Annotated in this window: 12 protein-coding genes and 7 tRNA genes; 16 read left to right on the plus strand and 3 right to left on the minus strand. The window is 52.1% G+C overall.

All coding sequences use genetic code 11. The features are described 5' to 3' along the window. Window positions 1–2: 2 nt before the first annotated feature. Complete coding sequence (locus OGW44_RS17425; RefSeq protein ID WP_185654275.1) at window positions 3–1,286, plus strand: ABC transporter substrate-binding protein; 1,284 nt, start codon at window positions 3–5, stop codon at window positions 1,284–1,286. A 58-nt stretch (window positions 1,287–1,344) separates the two neighbouring features. Here OGW44_RS17425 and glnS read toward each other — a convergent pair whose 3' ends face one another. Both glnS and nagE read right to left on the minus strand, forming a co-directional pair. Then, window positions 1,345–3,012, minus strand: coding sequence for a glutamine--tRNA ligase (glnS, locus tag OGW44_RS17430; protein ID WP_016152250.1), 1,668 nt, complete (start codon window positions 3,010–3,012; stop codon window positions 1,345–1,347). Between the two features lie 187 nt (window positions 3,013–3,199). Next, window positions 3,200–5,149 (minus strand): PTS N-acetyl glucosamine transporter subunit IIABC, encoded by a 1,950-nt coding sequence (gene nagE, locus OGW44_RS17435; RefSeq protein WP_016152249.1) that lies wholly within the window; start codon window positions 5,147–5,149, stop codon window positions 3,200–3,202. A 342-nt stretch (window positions 5,150–5,491) separates the two neighbouring features. Between nagE and nagB the strand changes: the two genes are divergently transcribed. The 12 genes from nagB to OGW44_RS17495 all read left to right on the plus strand — a co-directional run bounded on the left by nagB (window position 5,492) and on the right by OGW44_RS17495 (window position 12,486). Further along, window positions 5,492–6,292 (plus strand): glucosamine-6-phosphate deaminase, encoded by an 801-nt coding sequence (nagB, locus tag OGW44_RS17440; RefSeq protein ID WP_003022803.1) that lies wholly within the window; start codon window positions 5,492–5,494, stop codon window positions 6,290–6,292. A gap of 60 nt (window positions 6,293–6,352) precedes the next feature. Beyond that, window positions 6,353–7,501: an N-acetylglucosamine-6-phosphate deacetylase gene (nagA, locus tag OGW44_RS17445; RefSeq protein WP_032931096.1), complete on the plus strand. Its 1,149-nt coding sequence runs from the start codon at window positions 6,353–6,355 to the stop codon at window positions 7,499–7,501. Between the two features lie 8 nt (window positions 7,502–7,509). Beyond that, the gene (gene nagC / locus OGW44_RS17450) at window positions 7,510–8,730 is read left to right on the plus strand and encodes a DNA-binding transcriptional regulator NagC (protein WP_016152247.1); all 1,221 of its coding nucleotides are present in this window, start codon (window positions 7,510–7,512) and stop codon (window positions 8,728–8,730) included. Window positions 8,731–8,887: 157 nt separating this feature from the next. After that, complete coding sequence (nagD, locus tag OGW44_RS17455; protein ID WP_005121413.1) at window positions 8,888–9,640, plus strand: ribonucleotide monophosphatase NagD; 753 nt, start codon at window positions 8,888–8,890, stop codon at window positions 9,638–9,640. A gap of 252 nt (window positions 9,641–9,892) precedes the next feature. Continuing rightward, the gene (asnB, locus tag OGW44_RS17460) at window positions 9,893–11,557 is read left to right on the plus strand and encodes an asparagine synthase B (protein WP_003835552.1); all 1,665 of its coding nucleotides are present in this window, start codon (window positions 9,893–9,895) and stop codon (window positions 11,555–11,557) included. A 222-nt stretch (window positions 11,558–11,779) separates the two neighbouring features. After that, a tRNA-Met gene (locus OGW44_RS17465) sits at window positions 11,780–11,856 on the plus strand. A gap of 8 nt (window positions 11,857–11,864) precedes the next feature. Continuing rightward, a tRNA-Leu gene (locus OGW44_RS17470) sits at window positions 11,865–11,949 on the plus strand. A gap of 23 nt (window positions 11,950–11,972) precedes the next feature. Beyond that, window positions 11,973–12,047, plus strand: a tRNA-Gln gene (locus tag OGW44_RS17475). Window positions 12,048–12,084: 37 nt separating this feature from the next. Next, window positions 12,085–12,159, plus strand: a tRNA-Gln gene (locus OGW44_RS17480). 21 nt (window positions 12,160–12,180) lie between these two features. Next, window positions 12,181–12,257, plus strand: a tRNA-Met gene (locus OGW44_RS17485). A gap of 43 nt (window positions 12,258–12,300) precedes the next feature. Next, window positions 12,301–12,375, plus strand: a tRNA-Gln gene (locus tag OGW44_RS17490). Between the two features lie 36 nt (window positions 12,376–12,411). Beyond that, window positions 12,412–12,486, plus strand: a tRNA-Gln gene (locus tag OGW44_RS17495). Between the two features lie 103 nt (window positions 12,487–12,589). Here the strand turns inward: OGW44_RS17495 and ubiF are convergent. Continuing rightward, window positions 12,590–13,765, minus strand: coding sequence for a 3-demethoxyubiquinol 3-hydroxylase (ubiF, locus tag OGW44_RS17500; RefSeq protein ID WP_053388592.1), 1,176 nt, complete (start codon window positions 13,763–13,765; stop codon window positions 12,590–12,592). A gap of 145 nt (window positions 13,766–13,910) precedes the next feature. Here ubiF and miaB point away from each other — a divergent pair, with 145 nt between their 5' ends. The 3 genes from miaB (at window position 13,911) to ybeY (ending at window position 17,043) form a co-directional block, all read left to right on the plus strand. Further along, window positions 13,911–15,341, plus strand: a complete 1,431-nt coding sequence (gene miaB, locus OGW44_RS17505) for a tRNA (N6-isopentenyl adenosine(37)-C2)-methylthiotransferase MiaB (RefSeq protein ID WP_185654274.1) — start codon at window positions 13,911–13,913, stop codon at window positions 15,339–15,341. Window positions 15,342–15,532: 191 nt separating this feature from the next. Continuing rightward, complete coding sequence (locus OGW44_RS17510; protein WP_019076268.1) at window positions 15,533–16,579, plus strand: PhoH family protein; 1,047 nt, start codon at window positions 15,533–15,535, stop codon at window positions 16,577–16,579. Continuing rightward, window positions 16,576–17,043, plus strand: a complete 468-nt coding sequence (ybeY, locus tag OGW44_RS17515; RefSeq protein ID WP_003835559.1) for an rRNA maturation RNase YbeY — start codon at window positions 16,576–16,578, stop codon at window positions 17,041–17,043. The genes OGW44_RS17510 and ybeY overlap by 4 nt, the downstream gene beginning before the upstream one ends. Window positions 17,044–17,046: the final 3 nt, after the last annotated feature.

A 17,046-nucleotide genomic window follows, 5' to 3' on the forward strand; every position in this document is an offset into this window, starting at 1 on the left:
AAATGAACATACCAAAAACAATGCTGGCGCTGGTAACCGCCGTTTTGCTTTCAGGCTGTGAGGATAAACCTCAGCAGGTGACCATCGAATTTATGCACTCCGCCGTTGAGCAGGAGCGCCAGACCGTCATTGCCGGGATCATCAACCGCTTTCAGCAAGAGAATCCGGATATTATTGTGAAGCAGGTTCCCGTCGAAGAGGATGCCTATAATACCAAAATCATTACCCTTGCCCGCTCAGGCTCACTGCCGGAGGTCGTCGAGGTCAGCCATGACTATGCCAAAGTCATGGATAAAGAGCAGCTTATCGACCACAAAGCGGTGAAAACGCTGATCGACAGGCAAGGCGAAAGCGCCTTCTACGACGGCGTGCTGCGCATTGTTCGTACCGAAGACGGAACGGCCTATACCGGCGTGCCGATCAGCGCCTGGCTACAGGGAGTCTGGTATCGGAAATCGGTACTGGCTAAAGCAGGAATCGACGAACCCAAAAACTGGACGCAACTGCTGGAAGCGGCACGCAGGCTGACCGACAGCACCAGTAAAAAATATGGCATCGCGCTGCCGACGGCTGAAAGCGTCATGAGCGAACAAACCTTCTCCCAGTTCGCACTTTCAAACGGTGCCAATGTGTTCAACGCAAACGGCGACATCACGGTTAACTCAGCGGAAATGCAGGCCTCGCTGAACTATTATCGCGAACTGGCCCGCTATACCATGCCTGGCTCGAACAACGTAACAGAGATCAAAGACGCCTTTATGAACGGCACCGCGCCGATGGCGGTCTATTCGACCTACATCCTGCCAGCGATTTATCAGGATGGTTCACTGGCGGATTTAGGCTTTGTCGTGCCGAGCGAAAAATCACCTGCCGTATTTGGCGTTATCACATCATTAACGCTCACGACCGGTCAGACTGAGGCAGAGACGAAAGCCGCCGAAAAATTTGTCAGCTTTATGGGACAGGCGCAGAACGCGGCTGACTGGGTATTGATGTCTCCGGGGGCGATGCTGCCGGTGACGAAGGCCGCCGCGCAAAACGTCAGTTGGAAGGACAACCCTGCCGTCAAAGTCTTTGGAACTCTCCCTGAACAGCTGATTGCCCAGTACCCGAATATGCAGGTCTTTGGATCGGTCGGCGAGAAGAACTTTACGCGGATGGGGGATATTACCGGCTCCATGATCCTCAGTGAAATGGTCAATCAGGCGACGGTGGGTAAGCAGGAGACATCGGTGGTGCTGGCACGCAGCCAGCAGCGGGTTCAGGCGTTAATGCAGCATAAGTAAAACAGAAAAATCCGCCTCAAACGTCGCGTTGGCGGCGTTTGAGGCAGTGTGACAGGAATTACTCGCCGACTTTAGCCCACGTATCGCGCAGACCTACAGTGCGGTTAAATACCAGCTTGTCAGCCGTTGCATAGCGGCTGTCCAGGCAGAAATAGCCTTCACGCTCAAACTGGAACGCTTTACCTGCAATCGCAGCCTGCAGTGACGGCTCACCGTAGCCCTGCTTAATGACCAGCGATTCCGGGTTGATAACGGACAGGAAGTCTTCCGCCGCACCTGGGTTTGGCACGCTAAACAGACGATCGTACAAACGGATTTCAATCGGCAGCGCATGGGACGCGCTCACCCAGTGAATAACACCTTTTACTTTACGGCCATCAGCCGGATCTTTGCTCAGGGTGTCGGCATCGTAGGTGCAGAAAATGGTGGTGATATTCCCTTCTGCATCTTTCTCTACACGTTCAGCCTTGATCACGTAAGCATTACGCAGACGTACTTCTTTGCCCATCACCAGACGCTTGTACTGCTTGTTCGCTTCTTCGCGGAAGTCTGCGCGATCGATCCAAATTTCACCGCTAAACGGCACTTCACGGCTGCCCATTTCCGGTTTGTTCGGATGGTTAGGCATGGTAACCAACTCACTTTCGCCCTGCGGGTAGTTTTCGATAACCAGTTTCACCGGATCGATAACTGCCATCGCGCGCGGGGCGTTTTCGTTCAGATCTTCGCGAATGCAGGACTCCAGAGAAGCGATCTCAATGGTGTTATCCTGCTTGGTCACGCCAATGCGTTTGCAGAACTCACGAATAGCGGCAGCAGTATAACCACGACGACGCAGGCCAGAAATCGTCGGCATACGCGGATCGTCCCAGCCTTCAACGTGCTTGTCGGTCACCAGCAGGTTCAGCTTGCGTTTGGACATCACGGTGTATTCCAGATTCAGGCGCGAGAATTCGTACTGGCGCGGGTGAACCGGAATGGTGATGTTGTCCAGCACCCAGTCGTACAAACGACGGTTATCCTGGAACTCCAGCGTACACAGTGAATGCGTAATGCCTTCCAGCGCATCGCTGATGCAGTGGGTAAAATCGTACATCGGGTAGATGCACCACTTGTTGCCGGTCTGGTGGTGTTCGGCGAACTTAATACGGTACAGCACCGGATCACGCATCACGATAAACGGCGAAGCCATATCGATTTTCGCGCGCAGGCAGGCTTTACCTTCTTCAAAACCACCGGTACGCATTTTTTCGAACAGTGCCAGGTTCTCTTCGACGCTACGATCGCGGAACGGGCTGTTTTTACCTGGCTGCGTCAGAGTGCCGCGGTATTCGCGGATCTCCTCCGCTGACAGTTCATCAACGTACGCCAGGCCTTTATTAATAAGCTCTACCGCATAGGCGTGAAGCTGATCGAAGTAATCCGAAGAGTAGCGAATATCGCCAGTCCAGTGGAAACCTAACCATTCAACGTCGTTTTTAATCGACTCAACGTACTCGATATCTTCTTTAACCGGGTTCGTATCATCAAAACGCAGGTTGCACTGGCCCTGGTAATCTTGCGCAATGCCAAAGTTCAGACAAATGGATTTCGCGTGGCCAATGTGCAGATAGCCATTTGGCTCCGGCGGAAAACGTGTATGGATAGTGGTGTGCTTACCACTGGCCAGATCTTCATCGATGATCTGACGAATAAAGTTACTCGGGCGGGCTTCAGCCTCACTCATCGTGGATTCCTCAAAGCGTAAACAACGTATAACGGAACATGATCTTATAAGCGACGTCAGGAGACAACTATTAGTTGCACAAAAAAGGTGTTTCAACAGGATATATGAGGGTATTTGCTGCAAAAAAAAGCGGCGGAGGAATATCCCCCGCCGCTTAAGGCACTTAACTCACTTTACTCAGGAGCAGTTATTTACCTTTAATCTCATACAGTGGTGTTTGACCAGCAACCACATGACCTTCGGCTTTAATGACCAGAGCACCGAAATCATCGCTGTTGCTGCACACAACCGGGCTAATCATGGAACGTGCGTTAGCGTTCAGGAACTCCAGATCCATTTCCAGAATCGGTTGACCTGCAGTCACTTCCGCACCTTCTTCAACCAGACGCTTAAAGCCTTTACCTTCCAGCGCTACTGTATCGATGCCCATGTGGACCACGATTTCCGCGCCTTTAACGGTTTCCAGACAGAACGCATGGTTAGTGTTGAAGATTTTCACGATGGTGCCGGCAGCCGGAGCAACCACGATTTTATCCGTTGGCTTCACCGCCACACCGTCGCCTACAGCTTTGCTGGCGAAGGCTTCATCAGGCACCTGCTCCAGCGCAACCACGTCACCGGTAATCGGAGAAACTAAAGTTTCAACGGTTACAGCGTTCGCTACAGCTTGCGGTTTAGCAACCGGAGCCGCTGCTGCTGGCGCACTTTCACCAGACGCTGCAGCCACCGGGCCACGCGCGACAACTTTCTTCATTTCGTCGCCGATAGATTCGGCCTTCGCACCCACGATGACCTGGATAGTTTGCTTGTTCAGCTTAACCACTCCAGATGCGCCTAAACGTTTACACATCGCATCATTTACGCGACCGGAGTCGGCAACGGTCAGACGCAGACGAGTGATACAGGCATCAATCGCTTTCAGGTTATCGGTACCGCCAACTGCTGCAATGTAGTTGGTTGCCAGTTGAGCCAGACCTTCTTCAGTATTGCTGTTCGCTTCTTCAGTAACGATATCGTCTTCTTTATCTTCACGGCCCGGCGTTTTCAGGTTAAACATACGAATAACCGCGCTGAACAACACAAAGTAAATGACGAAGAACACCAGGCCCATCACGACCAGCATCCAGACGTTCTGACTCGCCGCCGGCAGGTTGTACATCAACACGTAGTCGATAGCCCCTGCGGAGAAGGAGAAGCCCGCGTGGATCCCCAGCAGTGTTGCAACGAACAGGCTGATACCCGTTAACAGTGCGTGCAGGAGGTACAGCAATGGCGCCAGGAACATGAACAGGAATTCCAGCGGCTCGGTAACACCGGTCAGGAACGCGGTGATCGCAACGGACAACAGCATACCGCCAACCATCGGACGACGTGCTTTCGGAGCGGCGAAGTACATTGCCAGCGCCGCACCCGGCAGACCAAACATCATGATCGGGAAGAAGCCAGACATGAACATACCCGCAGTGCCGTCACCCGCGTAGAAGCGGTTGATGTCACCGTGGAATACGGTACCTGCAGCGTTAGTGAATTCACCAATCTGGAACCAGGCGATGGTGTTCAGCACCTGATGCAGACCGGTTGGGATCAGCAGACGGTTGATGAAACCAAAGATACCGGAACCCAGCGCGCCAGCGCCTACGATCCACTCACCTCCCGCATGGATGGCGTTCTGCACCGGCGGCCACACGTAGCCGAAGATAGCAGCCAGCACCAGACAGAAGAAGCCAGTGGCGATCGGCACGAAGCGTTTGCCGCCAAAGAAGCTCAGGAAGTCAGGTAGTTTGATACCAGACCAACGGTTATACACTGCACCGCCGACCAGACCAGTGATGATACCTGCCAGCACGCCCATGTTGATGGCCGGGTTAATGGTAACCATTGCTTTGGTCAATATGAAATAACCGACCGCACCCGCCAGCGCTGCAGCACCCGCGCTGTCTTTTGACCAGCTGGAAGCCACACCGATAGCGAAAATTAACGCCAGGTTATCAAAGATAGCCCCACCCGCTTGCGCGATGAAGGGTACGTTAAGTAAATCTGGTTGGCCGAATCGCAGCAGCAGTGCCGCGACTGGCAGCACAGCGATGGGGAGCTGTAACGCCCTACCCAGCCGCTGGAAAAAACCTAAAATATTCATTTTATTCCCCCTACGAGACCCCGATTAGGCTTCTTTGAAGCCATATTTTTATTGTGCGACCATTCCTGACAGCAAGATTCTGGAACAACAATATTAACCATTCATCTACATTCAGAGTGTGTGAAAATTTAATTCGTATCGCAAATTAAATGCGTGTTTTTTGTGATTCCAGTCACCAAATATCGTTATTAACCCTCCCTTCCACTGGCTAACTACGAAAACTTATTTTATCATTCAAAAAATCGAAACGGATTGATCCTTACCGATGCAAAACCAGGTTACGCTTAATACTGCACAGAGACTCAATCCGCCAATTGCTTACATTTACTTTTGAGGTGAAGAATGAGACTGATCCCCCTGAATACCGCTGAACAAGTCGGCAAATGGGCTGCTCGCCATATCGTTAACCGTATTAACGCGTTCAAACCAACGGCTGATCGTCCGTTCGTTTTGGGCCTGCCGACTGGCGGTACTCCGCTGACAGCCTACAAAGCATTGGTTGAAATGCACAAAGCGGGCCAGGTAAGCTTCAAGCATGTTGTGACGTTCAATATGGACGAATATGTTGGCCTGCCGAAAGAGCATCCGGAAAGCTACCATAGCTTCATGCATCGCAACTTCTTTGATCACGTTGATATTCCAGCAGAAAACATCAACCTCCTCAATGGTAACGCACCGGATATTGATGCAGAATGCCGTCAGTATGAAGAGAAAATCCGTTCTTACGGTAAAATCCACCTGTTTATGGGCGGCGTAGGCAACGATGGTCACATCGCGTTCAACGAACCAGCCTCTTCTTTGGCTTCCCGTACCCGCATCAAAACGCTGACTCACGACACGCGTGTTGCGAACTCACGCTTCTTTGACGGCGACGTAAGCCAGGTACCTAAATATGCGCTGACCGTTGGCGTGGGCACCCTGCTGGATGCCGAAGAAGTGATGATCCTGGTACTGGGCCACCAGAAAGCGCAGGCGCTGCAAGCCGCCGTTGAAGGCAACGTTAACCATATGTGGACCATCAGCTGTCTGCAGCTGCATCCGAAAGCCGTTGTGGTCTGCGATGAGCCTTCCACCATGGAACTGAAAGTGAAGACGCTGAAATACTTTAACGAGTTAGAAGCGGAAAATATTAAAGGTCTGTAATTGATGTCTCCGCCCTGTCGATAAGTTGCAGGGCGGCATTTTTTGAAATCGGGGGTCGGAATGTATGCTTTAACCCAGGGCCGGATTTTTACCGGTCACGAAATTCTTGATGACCATGCGATTGTTGTCGCCAATGGCCTGATTGACAGCGTTTGCCCACTGGCTGAGTTACCGTCAGGAATTGAACAGCGCTCACTGAATGGGGCCATTGTTTCCCCCGGTTTTATCGATGTACAGCTAAACGGCTGCGGCGGCGTACAGTTTAACGATACGGCAGAAGCCGTGACCGTTGAAACGCTGGAAATCATGCAGAAAGCCAATGAAAAATCTGGCTGCACCAGCTACCTGCCAACGCTTATCACCACCAGCGATGACCTGATGAAACAAGGCGTTCGCGTCATGCGTGAATACCTGGCGAAACACCCGAATCAGGCACTAGGGCTTCATCTGGAAGGCCCGTGGCTGAATCTGGTGAAAAAAGGCACCCATAATCCGGGATTTGTCCGTCAACCGGACGCTGCGCTGGTTGATTTCCTGTGCAATAATGCCGATGTAATCACCAAAGTAACGCTGGCGCCAGAAATGGTCCCGGTAGAGGTCATTACCAAACTGGTGAATGCGGGTATTGTGGTTTCTGCGGGTCACTCAAATGCAACGGTAAAAGAAGCAAAAATCGGGTTCCGCGCAGGTATCACCTTTGCGACGCATCTGTTCAACGCGATGCCGTACATTACCGGCCGCGAACCTGGTCTGGCGGGCGCTATTCTTGATGAAGCCGATATCTATTGCGGTATCATCGCTGATGGCCTCCACGTTGATTACGTTAACATTCGTAATGCCAAACGCCTGAAAGGCGACAAGCTGTGCCTGGTCACCGACGCAACCGCACCAGCAGGTGCAAACATTGAACAGTTCATTTTCGCTGGCAAAACAATATACTACCGTAATGGATTGTGCGTTGATGAGAACGGTACACTGAGCGGCTCATCATTAACCATGATTGAAGGCGTACGCAATCTGGTCGAACATGCGAATATCGCTCTCGACGAAGTCTTACGTATGGCAACGCTCTACCCTGCTCGCGCCATTGGCGTCGACAAACAACTCGGCAGCATCGCGCCAGGCAAAGTAGCCAACCTGACTGCGTTCACGCACGACTTTAAAATTATCAAGACCATCGTTAATGGCAACGAGGTCGTTACTGAGTAAGAGAAAGAATGACACCAGGCGGACAAGCTCAAATAGGTAATGTTGATCTCGTAAAACAGCTTAACAGCGCGGCGGTTTATCGCCTGATTGACCAGCATGGGCCAATCTCGCGAATTCAAATTGCCGAGCAAAGCCAGCTTGCCCCCGCCAGCGTAACGAAAATTACGCGTCAATTGATCGAACGCGGGCTGATCAAAGAAGTCGACCAGCAGGCCTCCACCGGGGGCCGCCGCGCTATCTCTATCGTCACCGAAACCCGCAATTTCCACGCGATTGGCGTTCGCTTAGGCCGCCACGATACTACGCTCACGCTCTATGATATGAGCAGTAAAGTGGTCGCTGAAGAGCATTATCCCCTCCCGGAGCGCACCCAGGAAACGCTGGAGTATGCGCTGCTCAACACCATTGCCACCTTTATTGAGAACTGCCAGCGGAAAATCCGCGAGCTGGTTGCGATTTCCGTCATTCTGCCAGGCCTGGTTGATCCTGAAAGCGGCGTCATCCGCTATATGCCGCACATTCAGGTCGAAAACTGGGGGCTGGTCGAAGCACTCGAAAAACGCTTTAAGGTCACCTGCTTTGTCGGTCACGATATTCGCAGTCTGGCGCTGGCCGAGCACTATTTCGGGGCAAGCCAGGATTGCGAAGACTCCATTTTGGTGCGTGTTCACCGCGGAACCGGGGCGGGAATCATCTCCAATGGCCGAATTTTTATTGGTCGCAATGGCAACGTGGGTGAGATTGGCCATATTCAGGTAGAGCCGCTGGGTGAGCGCTGTCACTGCGGTAATTTCGGCTGTCTGGAAACAATTGCCGCCAATGCCTCTATTGAACACCGCGTGCAGAACTTATTGAAACAGGGTTATCCAAGCCGACTCACGCTGGATGATTGCGGCATTAAAGCCATCTGTAAGGCGGCTAATAAAGGCGATAACCTGGCATCAGAAGTCATTGAGCACGTTGGTCGTCACCTGGGTAAAACCATCGCCATCGCCATCAACCTGTTTAACCCACAAAAAATCGTCATTGCGGGCGAAATTACCGAAGCTGATAAAGTGCTGCTGCCTGCTATAGAAAGCTGTATCAACACGCAGGCGTTGAAAGCGTTTCGCCACAATTTACCGGTGGTTCGTTCCACGCTGGATCACCGCTCAGCCATTGGCGCCTTTGCGCTGGTGAAGCGTGCGATGCTCAACGGTACATTGCTGCAACGTTTGCTGGAAAGCTAATACCAAGCAGCCTCTGCGTTAGCTGCATCTGCTCACCCCAGTCACTTACTTCAGTAAGCTCCCGGGGTTCTCAGACTTGTGCCGCCTTGATGCAACTCGAATGATTTAGTGTATTTTGTGTATAGTAATGCCTTCTTTTTTTGATGTCGGATTGTCCATGGCCATTAAGAATGTAATTTGTGATATCGACGGCGTGCTGATGCACGACAATGTTGCCGTACCGGGTGCGGCAGAATTTCTGACTGGGATCCTGGAAAAAGGCCTGCCGTTAGTTTTGCTGACTAACTATCCTTCACAGACCGGGCAGGATTTGGCAAACCGCTTCGCCACCGCGGGTGTGAATGTCCCTGATAGCGTCTTTTATACTTCCGCCATGGCTACCGCTGATTTTCTTCGCCGCCAGGAAGGGAAAAAGGCCTACGTGGTAGGTGAAGGTGCGTTAATTCACGAGCTGTATAAAGCCGGGTTTACTATTACTGACGTGAACCCCGATTTTGTGATTGTTGGCGAGACGCGATCCTATAACTGGGACATGATGCATAAAGCAGCATATTTTGTGGCCAACGGCGCGCGTTTCATCGCCACAAACCCGGATACTCACGGACGCGGCTTTTATCCCGCCTGTGGTGCGCTGTGCGCCGGTATCGAAAAAATCTCTGGCCGCAAGCCGTTTTATGTGGGCAAACCCAGCCCGTGGATTATTCGCGCGGCGCTCAACAAAATGCAGGCGCATTCGGAAGAGACCGTTATCGTTGGCGACAACCTGCGTACCGATATTCTGGCGGGCTTCCAGGCGGGTCTCGAAACTATCCTGGTATTGTCTGGCGTTTCGACGCTCGACGACATTGACAGCATGCCGTTCAGACCAAGCTGGATTTACCCGTCCGTTGCGGAAATTGATGTGATTTGATGCGTAAGCCGGATAAGACGCCCCCGCGTCATATCCGGCCAGAAGAAATCCTTCCATTTAATAAAACCGCCATAAAATTATCGATTCATTAATAAACCCGTCTATTCCGTAATCTTTTTTCACCAATCCACAATGACCATTGCGTTTTTTATTTTCTGACCCGTAATTCACTTGCGCCCTCTCCAGGTTTGCGGCATTTTCTTTATCAAGCAAACATAAAAAGCATCACGCAACAGGTTAACGGAGAAGGTTATGTGTTCTATTTTTGGCGTATTCGATATTAAAACTGACGCAGTTGAACTGCGTAAAAAAGCCCTGGAATTGTCTCGTCTGATGCGCCATCGCGGCCCGGACTGGTCGGGTATTTACGCCAGTGATAACGCCATTCTGGCGCACGAACGTCTGTCCATCGTCGACGTCAACGCCGGTGCTCAGCCGCTGTACAACGTGAAGAAAACGCATATCCTGGCGGTTAACGGTGAAATTTATAACCATCAGGCACTGCGCGCTGAATATGGCGATCGCTATCAGTTCCAGACCGGTTCCGACTGCGAAGTTATCCTTGCTCTGTATCAGGAAAAAGGCCCAGAGTTTCTGGATGACCTGCAAGGCATGTTTGCTTTTGCTCTGTACGACAGCGAGCAGGACGCTTATCTGATCGGTCGCGATCATATCGGGATCATCCCGCTGTATATGGGTTACGACGAGCACGGTAACTTCTACGTTGCGTCTGAAATGAAAGCTCTGGTTCCCGTGTGTCGCACGATCAAAGAATTCCCAGCCGGTAGCTATTTATGGAGTAAAGACGGCGAAATTCGTCAGTACTACCAGCGCGACTGGTTTGAATACGATGCGGTAAAAGACAACGTTACCGATAAAAACGAGTTGCGTCAGGCACTGGAAGATGCAGTGAAAAGCCACCTGATGTCAGATGTTCCTTATGGTGTATTGCTGTCCGGCGGTCTGGATTCATCCGTCATTTCCGCAATCACCAAAAAATACGCCGCGCGTCGTGTTGAAGATCAGGAGCGTAGCGAAGCCTGGTGGCCGCAGTTGCACTCCTTCGCCGTAGGCCTGGAAGGCGCTCCGGACCTGAAAGCCGCGCAAGAGGTGGCGAACCATCTGGGTACTGTACACCATGAGATCCACTTCACCGTGCAGGAAGGTTTGGATGCTATCCGCGACGTGATTTATCACATCGAAACTTACGATGTTACGACGATTCGCGCCTCGACCCCGATGTACTTAATGTCGCGTAAAATTAAAGCTATGGGCATTAAAATGGTGCTGTCGGGCGAAGGTTCTGACGAAGTATTTGGCGGCTATCTCTATTTCCACAAAGCACCAGATGCAAAAGAGCTGCACGAAGAGACCGTGCGTAAGCTGCAGGCGCTGCATATGTTCGACTGTGCCCGTGCCAACAAAGCTATGTCGGCCTGGGGAGTGGAAGCTCGCGTGCCCTTCCTGGATAAGAAATTCCTTGATGTGGCGATGCGCATCAACCCGCAGGACAAAATGTGCGGCAACGGCAAAATGGAAAAACATGTTCTGCGTGAATGTTTTGAGTCCTACCTGCCAGCAAGCGTTGCATGGCGCCAGAAAGAGCAGTTCTCCGATGGTGTCGGTTACAGCTGGATTGATACCCTGAAAGAGGTGGCCGCTGAGCAAGTTTCTGACCAACAACTGGAAACCGCCAGCTTCCGTTTCCCTTACAACACGCCATCTTCTAAAGAAGCGTATTTGTACCGTGAGATTTTCGAAGAGCTGTTCCCGGTTGCGAGCGCTGCGGAATGTGTACCTGGCGGGCCGTCTGTTGCCTGTTCTTCTGCCAAAGCAATCGAATGGGATGAGGCGTTTAAAACCATGAACGATCCTTCTGGTCGTGCGGTTGGCGTACATCAGTCCGCTTATAAATAAGTTAATCCTTAGAAAAGGGCCCTGCGGGGCTCTTTTTTATGTCTATTTTCTGTGCAAAAAAACAATTAATAACTAATAATTGCCGAATATTGCGTCATGCTGTTCGCAACCTAACCAAACAGTCACATTCCAGCTATTTTCAATGAAAAAGGGGTTGACGCTTCAAGGCTCAATACGCATAATGCGCCCCGCAACGCCGATAAGGTTACGCGAAAAAAAGATGGCTACGTAGCTCAGCTGGTTAGAGCACATCACTCATAATGATGGGGTCACAGGTTCGAATCCCGTCGTAGCCACCATCTTTTTTGCGGGAGTGGCGAAATTGGTAGACGCACCAGATTTAGGTTCTGGCGCCGCAAGGTGTGCGAGTTCAAGTCTCGCCTCCCGCACCATTCACCCGTAAGCGTTGCACGGATGGGGTATCGCCAAGCGGTAAGGCACCGGTTTTTGATACCGGCATTCCCTGGTTCGAATCCAGGTACCCCAGCCATTTTTTCTTCGATGTAGCGGTTCACCGCAACGGTCATTGGGGTATCGCCAAGCGGTAAGGCACCGGTTTTTGATACCGGCATTCCCTGGTTCGAATCCAGGTACCCCAGCCATCGAAGAATATGATAATATCTGGCTACGTAGCTCAGCTGGTTAGAGCACATCACTCATAATGATGGGGTCACAGGTTCGAATCCCGTCGTAGCCACCATATTAAGGACGTATCGACTCGTTCGGTAAATCCAAAAAATTGTTGGGGTATCGCCAAGCGGTAAGGCTCTGGTTTCTGATACCAGCATTCCGAGGTTCGAATCCTCGTACCCCAGCCAATTTCAAAAAGCCGTCCATTCTGTGGATGCACCCGTTGGGGTATCGCCAAGCGGTAAGGCTCTGGTTTCTGATACCAGCATTCCGAGGTTCGAATCCTCGTACCCCAGCCATATTAAAAAAGCTCGCTTCGGCGAGCTTTTTGCTTTTCTGCATTTATTATCTGATGGCACTACGCTTACCAGGCCTACAACGTTCTCTGTAGGCCTGTCTGAATTACAATCCTAACGCGTACTTGAGTGCCTGGCGTTTCAACATACCGGCGCGCTCTGCGGCCATTAGCCCAAGATTACGCATGATACGCAGCGGCTGCAGGTTGTTGCTAAATCCTGCGTAGAAAAGATCCATGCCGCTTTGCATGATGAAATTGTCAGCCATGCGACGGTTCTGATAGCGCTTCAGCACCGGCTGACTTGCCCAGGACTCACCGTAGCTGCGCGCATTCACCAACACGTCAATCAGCGCATCCACATCACGGAACCCCAAATTAACGCCCTGCCCCGCCAGCGGATGAATGGTATGCGCGGCGTCACCCACCAGCGCCAGTCCTGGCTGCACATATTGCAGCGCGTGACGGCGCGTTAGCGGGAATGCCCCCGCTGCCACAGGCGTAACCTTACCGAGTCGCGATGGGAAATGTTTGGCGATCTCCGCCTGCAGTTGCGACATATTCAAACCTTGCAACTGACGGATACGCGCCGGTGAGTCGTACCACACCAGCGAGGCCCAGTTATCAAACAGCGGTAAAAATGCGCGCGGACCGTCAGGGGTGAATTGCTGCCAGGTGCTGTCTCCCGGCGAATTCTCGCATTGTACGGTTATCAACATACAGGACTGCGCATATTGCCAGGCATGGATACCAATCCCGGCCATTTTCCGCACCTGAGAATTTGCGCCATCGGCGCCGATGACCAGCTTCGCGCTGATTTTTTCGCCACCAGCCAGCTCAAGCTCATGCCGATCGTTATGTTGATGCAGAGAGATCAGCGACGCAGGCACGCGCAGCGTGACTTTGGGGTGAACGTCCAGAGCCTGCCAGAGCGCCTGTTGCAGGACCGTGTTTTCCACCATATAGCCCAGCAAGGGCAGCTTAAGCTCGGCGGCATCAAACATCACATGGGCATTTTCCCATTCCCACGTTTCCAGACGACGGTAAGGATGGCTGCGCATCCCCTGAACCGTATCCCAGACGCCCAGCCCTTTCAGCAACGACACGGAGGCGGAGCTGATGGCCGAAATTCTGACATCTGGCTGTCCGTCAGCCACAAACGGCGCGGGAACGGCATGCTCAATGACCGTTACCGTAAATCCATGCTGCGCCAGTCCTAGCGCCAGCGCACCGCCGACCATCCCCCCACCGACAATGGCAATTTCCGTTGGTTGATTTGTCATGGTCAATTATCCTGTTACATGTATTGTGTAAGTTTACAGGATTTTTTACCCCTTGAGGCTGACATCCGTCATACTGGTCACAACCGCGCCAAAGCAGTACACTATGCGCCCTGCATTTCAGCCACAATTTCGCAAGAGCAAGTCGATGACCAAAAAACTCCATATTAAAACCTGGGGCTGTCAGATGAACGAATACGATTCATCGAAGATGGCCGATCTGCTGGATGCCACCCATGGGTATCAACTGACCGACGTGGCCGAAGAGGCGGATGTGCTGCTGCTGAATACCTGCTCTATCCGTGAGAAGGCTCAGGAAAAAGTCTTCCATCAGTTGGGCCGCTGGAAGCTGTTAAAAGAGAAAAACCCCAAGCTGATCATCGGTGTCGGTGGCTGTGTTGCGTCTCAGGAAGGCGACCATATTCGCCAACGCGCGCACTATGTCGATATTATTTTTGGGCCGCAAACCCTGCATCGTCTGCCGGAAATGATTAACAAAGTGCGTGGAAGTACCACCCGTAGCCCGGTGGTTGATATCAGTTTCCCGGAGATCGAAAAATTCGACCGCCTACCGGAACCGCGTGCTGAAGGTCCAAGCGCTTTCGTGTCAATCATGGAAGGTTGTAATAAATATTGTACTTACTGCGTGGTGCCATACACCCGCGGTGAGGAAGTGAGCCGTCCGGCGGACGATATCCTGTTTGAAATCGCCCAGCTTGCGGCGCAAGGCGTGCGTGAAGTGAACCTGCTGGGACAAAACGTGAACGCCTGGCGCGGTGAGAACTACGACGGCACGATCGGATCTTTTGCCGATCTGCTGCGGCTGGTCGCGGCGATCGATGGCATTGACCGTATCCGCTTCACCACCAGCCATCCGATCGAATTCACCGATGATATCATTGAAGTGTATCGTGACACGCCAGAACTGGTGAGCTTCCTGCACCTGCCGGTACAGAGCGGTTCAGATCGCGTACTGAACCTGATGGGACGCACCCATACCGCGCTGGAATATAAAGCGATCATCCGCAAACTGCGCGCAGCGCGTCCGGATATCCAGATTAGCTCCGACTTCATCGTTGGCTTCCCAGGCGAAACCACGCAGGATTTCGAGCAGACCATGAAGTTGATTGCAGACGTCAATTTTGACATGAGCTACAGCTTTATCTTCTCTGCGCGTCCAGGCACCCCTGCCGCCGATATGGTTGACGACGTGCCGGAAGAAGAGAAAAAACAGCGCCTGTATATTCTGCAAGAGCGTATTAACCAGCAAGCTATGGCCTGGAGCCGTCGCATGGTCGGCACGATCCAGCGCATTCTGGTTGAAGGCACATCGCGTAAAAGCATCATGGAACTGTCTGGCCGTACCGAAAATAACCGAGTGGTGAACTTTGAAGGCAACCCGGAGATGGTCGGTAAGTTCGTGGATGTAGAAATTACCGATGTCTGGACGAACTCCCTGCGCGGTAAAGTGGTGCGCACCGAAGACGAAATGGGCCTGCGCATCGCTGAATCCCCTGAGTCGGTTATTGCGCGTACCCGCAAAGAAAACGATCTGGGCGTCGGTATTTATCAGCCTTAATCTTCAATGCCCGATGGCGCTACGCTTATCGGGCTTACTCTTCTGGGCTCGCTGCCCCGGCGGGCCTTGTAATCTACCTCATCATCCCCATATTTATCGCAATGCTTGCGCCTTTCCCCCATGGCGTGAATAATTTCCTTAGATGCCGGTAAATGTTCAGCGTCCGGCAAGACATGCAAAAGAGGAACAGTTTGAACATAGACACTCGTGAAATCACCCTTGAACCCGCAGACAATGCCCGCCTGTTGAGCCTTTGCGGCCCATTTGATGACAACATCAAGCAGCTGGAACGTCGCCTCGGCATCGAAATTAACCGCCGTGATAACCACTTTAAGCTGACCGGTCGCCCAATTTGCGTCACCGCGGCGGCAGATATTTTACGTAGCCTGTACGTCGATACTGCCCCAATGCGTGGTCAGACGCAGGACATTGAGCCTGAACAAATTCATCTGGCAATTAAAGAAGCGCGAGTGCTTGAGCAAAGCGCAGACAGCGTGCCGGAATTTGGCAAAGCGGTGAACATCAAAACCAAGCGCGGGGTAATTAAGCCGCGTACGCCGAACCAGGCACAATACATTGCGAATATCCTCGACCACGACATCACCTTTGGCGTTGGCCCTGCGGGTACGGGTAAAACATATCTTGCGGTTGCCGCTGCGGTTGATGCGCTTGAGCGTCAGGAGATCCGTCGAATTCTGCTGACCCGCCCGGCAGTGGAAGCGGGCGAAAAACTCGGGTTCCTGCCGGGTGACCTCAGCCAGAAAGTCGATCCCTACTTACGACCGCTGTATGACGCACTGTTCGAAATGCTCGGGTTTGAGAAGGTCGAAAAGCTGATTGAGCGTAACGTCATTGAAGTTGCGCCGCTGGCCTACATGCGTGGTCGTACATTAAACGATGCGTTCATCATTCTTGATGAGAGCCAGAACACCACCATCGAACAGATGAAAATGTTCCTGACCCGTATCGGCTTTAACTCCAAAGCGGTTATCACCGGCGATATCACCCAGATTGACCTGCCGCGAAGCACCAAATCCGGTCTGCGTCATGCCATTGAAGTACTGGCTGAAGTCGACGAAATTAGTTTTAATTTCTTCCATAGCGAAGACGTGGTTCGCCACCCGGTGGTCGCCCGTATCGTCACGGCGTATGAAGCCTGGGAAGAAGCAGAACAGAAACGCAAAGCCGAGCTGGCTGCAGAACGCAAGCGCGAAGCTCAGGAGCAGGAACAAAAATGAGTCAGGTTATTCTCGATTTACAGCTGGCATGTGAAGACGAATCCGGTTTACCAACAGAAAGTCAGTTTCAGGGTTGGCTGGATGCGGTGATCCCACAGTTTCAGGAAGAGTCTGAAGTTACCATTCGTCTGGTCGATGACGCGGAAAGCCACGAGCTGAACCTGACCTATCGCGGGAAAGATAAATCAACCAACGTACTCTCTTTCCCGTTTGAAGCCCCGCCGGGCATTGAAATGCCGCTGCTGGGCGATTTGATCATCTGCCGTCAGGTAGTCGAGAAAGAAGCGCAGGAACAAGGCAAACCGCTTGAGGCCCACTGGGCGCACATGGTGGTGCACGGTAGCCTGCATTTACTCGGTTACGACCACATCGAAGACGATGAAGCGGAAGAGATGGAATCCCTCGAAACAGAGATTATGCTTGCTCTGGGCTATGAGGATCCGTACATTGCCGAGAAAGAATAAGCA

The organism is Citrobacter sp. Cb023 (assembly GCF_030336805.1).
GTDB classification, from domain to species: Bacteria; Pseudomonadota; Gammaproteobacteria; order Enterobacterales; family Enterobacteriaceae; genus Citrobacter; species Citrobacter braakii.

What these genes read in the sequence shown, in the direction of transcription:
- nagB (WP_003022803.1), top strand. Translation starts at nt 5,492, where the DNA reads ATGAGACTGATCCCCCTGAATACCGCTGAACAAGTCGGCAAATGGGCT.
- ubiF (WP_053388592.1), bottom strand. Translation starts at nt 13,765, where the DNA reads ATGACAAATCAACCAACGGAAATTGCCATTGTCGGTGGGGGGATGGTC.
- asnB (WP_003835552.1), top strand. Translation starts at nt 9,893, where the DNA reads ATGTGTTCTATTTTTGGCGTATTCGATATTAAAACTGACGCAGTTGAA.
- nagC (WP_016152247.1), top strand. Translation starts at nt 7,510, where the DNA reads ATGACACCAGGCGGACAAGCTCAAATAGGTAATGTTGATCTCGTAAAA.
- nagA (WP_032931096.1), top strand. Translation starts at nt 6,353, where the DNA reads ATGTATGCTTTAACCCAGGGCCGGATTTTTACCGGTCACGAAATTCTT.
- ybeY (WP_003835559.1), top strand. Translation starts at nt 16,576, where the DNA reads ATGAGTCAGGTTATTCTCGATTTACAGCTGGCATGTGAAGACGAATCC.
- miaB (WP_185654274.1), top strand. Translation starts at nt 13,911, where the DNA reads ATGACCAAAAAACTCCATATTAAAACCTGGGGCTGTCAGATGAACGAA.
- OGW44_RS17425 (WP_185654275.1), top strand. Translation starts at nt 3, where the DNA reads ATGAACATACCAAAAACAATGCTGGCGCTGGTAACCGCCGTTTTGCTT.
- nagE (WP_016152249.1), bottom strand. Translation starts at nt 5,149, where the DNA reads ATGAATATTTTAGGTTTTTTCCAGCGGCTGGGTAGGGCGTTACAGCTC.
- nagD (WP_005121413.1), top strand. Translation starts at nt 8,888, where the DNA reads ATGGCCATTAAGAATGTAATTTGTGATATCGACGGCGTGCTGATGCAC.
- glnS (WP_016152250.1), bottom strand. Translation starts at nt 3,012, where the DNA reads ATGAGTGAGGCTGAAGCCCGCCCGAGTAACTTTATTCGTCAGATCATC.